This window comes from Tamlana crocina (assembly GCF_012037625.1).
The window spans coordinates 1-303 of sequence record NZ_JAAVJS010000755.1 but is presented as its reverse complement, the minus strand read 5'-3'; the positions used below and the strand labels follow the sequence as shown (position 1 = coordinate 303).

Below are 303 nucleotides of genomic sequence, written 5' to 3'. Positions count from 1 at the left end.
GAGACGGTATTATTCACATAAGCAGGATCTCGGCAGCAATCGAAGTAGACACACCAATTCACTCTCATGATCCTGAAACTCCTTCAGAAATAGAAATCCAGATAGGAAAACACGTGGCCGAACTCATCGAGGATGGTGCTACGCTCCAGATGGGCATCGGCGGAATTCCCAATGTTGTTCTAAACAACCTGATGAACCATAAGCGTCTCGGGATTCACACCGAAATGTTTTCTGACGGTATTTTACCGCTCATAGAAGAAGGCATCATTACAGGCGAGGAAAAAGAGGTGAAAACCGGAAAAA

1 pseudogene is annotated in these 303 nt (G+C 45.2%); it reads left to right on the top strand.

The features are described 5' to 3' along the window. Positions 1 to 303 (top strand): annotated as a pseudogene (locus tag HC176_RS18865) (4-hydroxybutyrate CoA-transferase); the annotation flags it as partial.